This is a genomic window from Streptomyces sp. NPDC001231 (assembly GCF_042896885.1).
In the GTDB taxonomy this organism is placed as follows: domain Bacteria; phylum Actinomycetota; class Actinomycetes; order Streptomycetales; family Streptomycetaceae; genus Streptomyces.
The window spans coordinates 269,717-276,111 of sequence record NZ_JBIAXS010000006.1 but is presented as its reverse complement, the minus strand read 5'-3'; the positions used below and the strand labels follow the sequence as shown (position 1 = coordinate 276,111).

Below are 6,395 nucleotides of genomic sequence, written 5' to 3'. Positions count from 1 at the left end.
ACGCGTCGTCGTCATCGACTGCACCGACACCGGCGCGTCCCCGCCCACCGCCACGGAGCCGACCTGGATCTGCCGGCTCTTGCGGCGCTCGGCGAGCTTGGTCGGAACGGACGGCATGCCGAGAGAAATCGCAGTCATCTGCTGTGCAACCCCAAGTCGTGGATCAAGGTCCGGCCTCGTTCAGCGGCGGGCTCCAGGCATCGAGATTACGGCACGTCCATGTGCCCCAGCACATCCCACCCGTCAAAACCCACTCAATGGAATGCGGCCGGACGGGAGATCCGTCCGGCCGCCTTCGTCAGGGGTCCGCTAAGAGATTTTGACCGGGTTAACCACGTCCGCGATCAAGACGAGGATCGTGAAGCAGACGAAGACGCCCGCCACCACGTAGGCCACCGGCATCAGCTTCGCCACGTCGAACGGACCCGGGTCCGGCCGGCGCAGGACCCTCGCCAGATTCCGCCGCAGCGACTCCCACAGCGCCCCCGCGATGTGCCCGCCGTCCAGCGGGAGCAGCGGAAGCATGTTGAACAGGAACAGGGAGAGGTTGAAGCCGGCGACCAGCATCAGGGCCATGGCCAGCTGCTGGGTGGGCGGGATGTCCAGGGTGAAGATCTCGCCGCCGACGCGGGCCGCGCCGACCACGCCCATCGGGGAGTCGGGCTGGCGGGGAGCGCCGTCGAAGGCCGCGTTCCACAGGGCCGGCACCTTGCCGGGCAGGCTCGCGATGGAGTGGACGGCCTCGCCGAGCCGGTCGCCCATCCAGGTCACGGACTGGCCGAAGTCCTGGCGGACGATGCCGGTGGCGGCGCTGAAGCCGAGGAATCCGGCGCTGACGTACTGCCCCTGCACGATCTGGCCGTGGGAGTCCTTCTTGGCGACCTGATTGGTGGCGATCTTCGCGTGCAGGGTGACGTCCTGGCCCTTGCGGTCGACGACGATCGACGCCTCCTTGCCGGGGTTGGCGCGGATCAGGTCGGACAGCTGGTTCCAGTTGTCGGTCTTCACCCCGTTGAAGGAGACGATCTTGTCGCCCGCCTTCAGGCCCGCGGCCGCGGCCGGCGCCGGGGCGTCGGTCTTCTTGCAGTTGTCGCGGTTCTCGCTCTGCGCGATGACGCACTGGGAGACCGAGCTGACGGTGGTCGTCTGCTGCGAGATGCCGAAGCCCATGAGGACGGTCAGGAACAGCGCGACCGCGAGGATCAGGTTCATGAAGGGGCCCGCGAACATCACGATGACCCGCTTCCACGGGGCACGTGTGTAGAACAGGCGCTTCTCGTCACCGGGGCCGAGCTCCTCGAAGGCCGCCGAGCGGGCGTCCTCGATCATGCCGCGCCAGGGCGAGGTGGAGCGCGCGGTGATCCGGCCGTCGTCGCCCGGCGGGAACATGCCGATCATGCGGATGTAGCCGCCGAACGGGATGGCCTTGATGCCGTACTCCGTCTCGCCCTTCCTGCGGGACCAGAGCGTCGGGCCGAATCCCACCATGTACTGCGGCACTCGGATGCCGAAGAGCTTGGCGGTGGACAGATGCCCCAGCTCGTGCCACGCGATCGAGACCAGCAGGCCCACCACGAAGACGACTATGCCGAGGATCATCATCAAGGACGTCATGCACGCGCCTCCGCTGTCGCCGTCCGCGCTGTCAGTTCCCGGGCCCTGGCGCGGGCCCAGGTCTCCGCTTCGAGGACGTCCGGCACAGTCAGCGTAGTTCCCGTGCGGGGTGTGCCGTGTTCCTCGACCACTTGTGTCACGGTCTCCATGATCCCGTTGAAGGGCAGTGTGCCGCGCAGAAACGCGTCGACACACTCCTCGTTGGCCGCGTTGAACACGGCCGGGGCGGTGCCGGCGAGCCGGCCCACGTGCCGGGCGAGCCCCACGGAGGGGAAGGCCTCGTTGTCGAGCGGGAAGAACTCCCAGGTCGACGCCTTGCTCCAGTCGAAGGCGGGCGCGGCGTCCGGAATGCGTTCGGGCCAGCCCAGGCCGATGGCGATGGGCCCGCGCATGTCGGGGGGCGTCGCCTGGGCGAGGGTGGATCCGTCAGTGAACTCGACCATCGAGTGGACATACGACTGCGGATGCACGACGACCTCAATGCGATCGAAGGAAATGTCGTACAGCAGGTGTGCCTCGATGACCTCAAGACCCTTGTTGACCAGGGTGGCGGAGTTGACCGTGATCACCGGACCCATCGCCCAGGTCGGGTGGGCGAGGGCGTCCTCGACGGTGACGTCGGCGAGCTCGGCCTTGGTCCGGCCGCGGAAGGGCCCGCCGGACGCGGTGACGACCAGCTTGCGCACGTCGGTCCGTGTCCCCGCCGCGAGCGCCTGGAAGAGGGCGGCGTGCTCGGAGTCCACCGGGATGATCTGACCGGGCTTGGCGAGCGCCTTGACCAGCGGGCCGCCGACGATGAGCGACTCCTTGTTGGCGAGCGCGAGGGTGCGGCCCGCCTCCAGGGCGGCGAGGGTCGGGGCGAGGCCGATGGAGCCGGTGATGCCGTTGAGGACGGTGTGGCAGTCGGAGGAGGCGAGCTGGGTCGCCGCGTCCGGTCCGGCGAGGATCTCGGGGAGCGGCTCGGACGTCCCGTACTGCGCGGCGAGCGCCTCGCGCAGGGCCGGTACGACGTCCTCGCGGGCCACGGCGACGGTCCGCACCCGCAGCCGGTACGCCTGCTCGGCGAGGAGACCGACCCGTCCGCCGTTGGCGGAGAGCCCGGTGACCCGGAAGCGGTCCGGGTTGCGCAGTACGAGGTCGATGGCCTGGGTGCCGATGGACCCGGTGGACCCGAGGACCACCACGTCCTTGGGCCCGTCCCCGGCGACGGGGTCGAAGACGAGGTGCGGGTCGGCGAGAGGGGCTGGACTGTCGCTCATCCCCCCATTGTGGCGGCAGCGGCTCCCCGAACGGACAGCGCGTCCCTCCCGGAGGGGGAGTGAGTCGCCGGTCGCCGCGCCGGGGACGCGGCGCGGCGCGCCCTCGGCGGCGGACGCGGTCGGCCGCCCGGTGGCCGATGCCTCCGGGCGGCCGGTGGAGTCCGCCGACAGGTGGCCGTACCGCGTGTCGGGGCCGTCGGCCGGCCGTCACCTGATCGGCCGGTGCACGTTCTCCCGCCCGCTCGGGCCGGGGTCCGCCGCCGCGATCCAGGGGCCGTCGTCCGACGGGTCGATGACCCCTTCCTCCAGCCAGGTGTAGGCGCCGCCGAGGACACCCTTGACGACCTTGCGGTCGAGGTCGTCGGTGTTGGTCCACAGACGGTCGAAGAGCTCGGCGACGCGGATGCGGGACTGCCGGCAGAAGGCGTCGGCGAGCTGGTAGGCCTCGCGGCCGTGGTCGCCGTGGGTGCGCAGGAGCTCGGCGCGGACGCAGGCCGCGCTCATCGCGAACAGTTCGGCGCCGATGTCGACGACCCTGCCGAGGAAGCCCTGCTTGGTCTCCATCCGGCCCTGCCAGCGGGACATTCCGTAGAACGTGGAGCGGGCGAGCTTGCGGGCGTGGCGTTCGACGTAGCGCAGGTGGCCGGAGAGGTCGACGTGCCCGGGCGGGTGGAACTCGGCGTACGAGCGCGGGAGCTGGCCCGGGCCCGCGACCAGCTTGGGCAGCCACTTGGCGTAGAAGACGCCCGCGTTCGCGCCCGCCCTCGCCTTGTCCGAGAGGCTCTTGTCGGGGTCGATGAGGTCGCCGGCGACCGAGAGGTGGGCGTCGACCGCCTCGCGCGCGATCAGCAGGTGCATGATCTCGGTGGAGCCCTCGAAGATGCGGTTGATGCGCAGGTCGCGCAGCATCTGCTCGGCGGGCACCGCGCGTTCTCCGCGGGCGGCGAGGGACGCGGCCGTCTCGAAGCCGCGGCCGCCGCGGATCTGGACCAGTTCGTCGGCCATCCGCCAGGCCATCTCGGAGCCGTAGAGCTTGGCGAGGGCGGCCTCGATGCGGATGTCGTTGCGGTTCTCGTCGGCCATCTGGGACGACAGGTCGAGCACCGCCTCCAGCGCGAAGGTGGTGGCCGCGATGAAGGAGATCTTCGAGCCGACCGCCTCGTGCTGCGCGACCGGCTTGCCCCACTGCTCGCGGGCCGCGGACCACTCGCGGGCGATCTTCAGGCACCACTTGCCCGCGCCCGCGCACATCGCCGGCAGGGACAGCCGGCCGGTGTTCAGGGTGGTCAGGGCGATCTTCAGACCCTGGCCCTCGGCGCCGATGCGGTGAGCGGCCGGGACTCGGACCTGGTGGAAGCGGGTGACGCCGTTCTCGATGCCGCGCAGGCCCATGAAGGCGTTGCGGTTCTCCACCGTGATGCCCTCGGAGGCGGCCTCGACGACGAAGGCGGTGATGCCGCCCCGGTGGCCCTCCGACTTCGGCACGCGCGCCATGACGACGAGGAGGTCGGCCACGACCCCGTTGGTCGTCCACAGCTTGACGCCGTCGAGGATGTAGTCGTCGCCGTCCGGGACCGCCGTGGTCGCCAGGCGTGCCGGGTCGGAGCCGACGTCCGGCTCGGTGAGCAGGAAGGCGGAGATGTCGGTGCGGGCGCAGCGCGGCAGGAAGGTGTCCTTCTGCTCCTGGGTGCCGAAGAGTTTCAGCGGCTGCGGCACACCGATCGACTGGTGCGCGGAGAGCAGCGCGCCGATCGCGGGGCTGGCGGAGCCGGCCAGGGCGAGGGCCTTGTTGTAGTAGACCTGGGTCAGGCCGAGGCCGCCGTACTTGGTGTCGATCTTCATACCGAGCGCGCCGAGCTCCTTGAGCCCGGTGACGACCTCGTCCGGGATCCGCGCGTCGCGCTCGATGCGGGCCGAGTCGATCTTCGTCTCGCAGAAGTCGCGGAGCTTGGCGAGGAACTCCTCGCCGCGCTGGGCGTCGTCGGGGGCGGGCAGCGGATGCGGATGGATGAGGTCGAGCCGGAAGCGGCCGAGGAACAGCTCCTTGGCGAAGCTGGGCCGGCGCCAGTCCTGCTCCCGGGCGGCCTCCGCCACCTGGCGGGCCTCGCGCTCGGTGACAGTGGGCTTGTTGGACGTTGGTGCGGACATGAGGCTCACCTCGCCGCGAATAGGGATGTGGGGGCGGTACGTTACCGACCGGTGCTACTGGATCGTATGTACCCGATACCGGGCGGACCCACCACCCCACGCGCACGGACGTTCGCAGTCCACCGTCTGTTTCGGTGTGATGCCACCCCAGCATCATGTGTGCGGGGCGTGACGACCACTCGTGTACTCCGTTCGGATGGCCCAGCTCCGAACCTGGGGAAGAAAACAATCGAAGCGCTTCGACAGGCTATGGACACCCACCTCCGCCGGGGTTACTGTCGAACCACTCTCACACCCCGATGTCAGCACCGCGCACTGTCGAAGCGCTTCACAAAGCTTGGAGAGCTGGATGGTCACCCTCGCCGAGGTCGCCCAGCACGCCGGAGTCTCGGCGAGCACGGTGAGCTACGTCCTCAGCGGCAAGCGGTCCATCTCCGCGAGCACCCGGCAGCGGGTCGAGGAGAGCATCCGGGAACTCGGCTACCACCCGAACGCGGGCGCCCGCGCCCTGGCGAGCAGCAGGTCCAACATCATCGCCCTGATGATCCCGCTGCGTACCGACATGTACGTGCCGGTGATGATGGAGATCGCCATCGCCGTGGCGACCACCGCCCGCACGTACGGCTACGACGTGCTGCTGCTCACCGGTGAGGAGGGCCCCGACGCGGTGCGCCGGGTCACCGGCAGCGGGCTCGCCGACGCCATGCTCCTGATGGACGTCGAACTGGACGACGAACGGCTGCCGCTGCTGCGCGGGACCGACCAGCCGTCGGTCCTGATCGGGCTGCCCGCCGACACCACCGGCCTGACCTGCGTGGACCTGGACTGGGGTGCGACGGGCGCGCTGTGCGTGGAGCATCTGGCGCTGCTCGGGCACCGTGACATCGCCGTCATCGGCGAGGCTCCCGCGGTCTACGAACGGCACACCGGCTTCGCCGAACGCACCCTCGACGGTCTGCGCTCCCGGGCTCGCGAGCTGGGCCTGGGCCTGCTGCACCGCCCGTGCGAGGGCGGGTACGACGCGATGGCGGTGACCCTGGCCCGGATCCTCGACGAGCGCCCGGGCACCACCGGCTTCGTCGTGCAGAACGAGTCCGCCGTCGAACCCCTGCTCGCCCTGCTGCGCCAGCAGGGCCGCGCGGTCCCCGAGGACGTGTCGGTGGTCGCGATCTGCCCGGACCAGGTCGCCGTCCAGGCCTCGGTGCGCCTGACCTCGGTGGGCATCCCCGCCCAGGAGATGGGCCGGCACGCGGTCGCGCGCCTGGTGGCCAAGCTCGACGGGCACGGCACGGACGAAGTGGTGCTCATCGCGCCCGAGTTGACGGTCCGGGCGAGTTCCGGGCCGGTTCCCTCCGGCTCCTGACACCGGTCCGC

At 70.4% G+C, this 6,395-nt stretch carries 4 protein-coding genes and 1 pseudogene; 1 reads left to right on the top strand and 4 read right to left on the bottom strand.

The window, feature by feature from the left end; genetic code table 11:
* The 4 genes and pseudogenes from ACFY3J_RS10355 to ACFY3J_RS10340 all read right to left on the bottom strand — a co-directional run.
* Positions 1–138: pseudogene (locus tag ACFY3J_RS10355) on the bottom strand (4-hydroxy-3-methylbut-2-en-1-yl diphosphate synthase); the annotation flags it as partial.
* 171 nt (positions 139–309) lie between these two features.
* Positions 310–1,602, bottom strand: coding sequence for a M50 family metallopeptidase (locus tag ACFY3J_RS10350; RefSeq protein WP_384186650.1), 1,293 nt, complete (start codon positions 1,600–1,602; stop codon positions 310–312).
* Between the two features lie 8 nt (positions 1,603–1,610).
* Complete coding sequence (gene dxr, locus ACFY3J_RS10345; protein WP_390840704.1) at positions 1,611–2,873, bottom strand: 1-deoxy-D-xylulose-5-phosphate reductoisomerase; 1,263 nt, start codon at positions 2,871–2,873, stop codon at positions 1,611–1,613.
* A 207-nt stretch (positions 2,874–3,080) separates the two neighbouring features.
* Positions 3,081–5,021 carry an acyl-CoA dehydrogenase family protein gene (locus ACFY3J_RS10340; protein ID WP_384186481.1) on the bottom strand — a complete coding sequence of 647 codons (1,941 nt, stop codon included), beginning with the start codon at positions 5,019–5,021 and terminating at the stop codon, positions 3,081–3,083.
* 349 nt (positions 5,022–5,370) lie between these two features.
* Here ACFY3J_RS10340 and ACFY3J_RS10335 point away from each other — a divergent pair, with 349 nt between their 5' ends.
* Complete coding sequence (locus ACFY3J_RS10335) at positions 5,371–6,384, top strand: LacI family DNA-binding transcriptional regulator (protein ID WP_384186484.1); 1,014 nt, start codon at positions 5,371–5,373, stop codon at positions 6,382–6,384.
* The last annotated feature ends 11 nt before the right edge of the window (positions 6,385–6,395 follow it).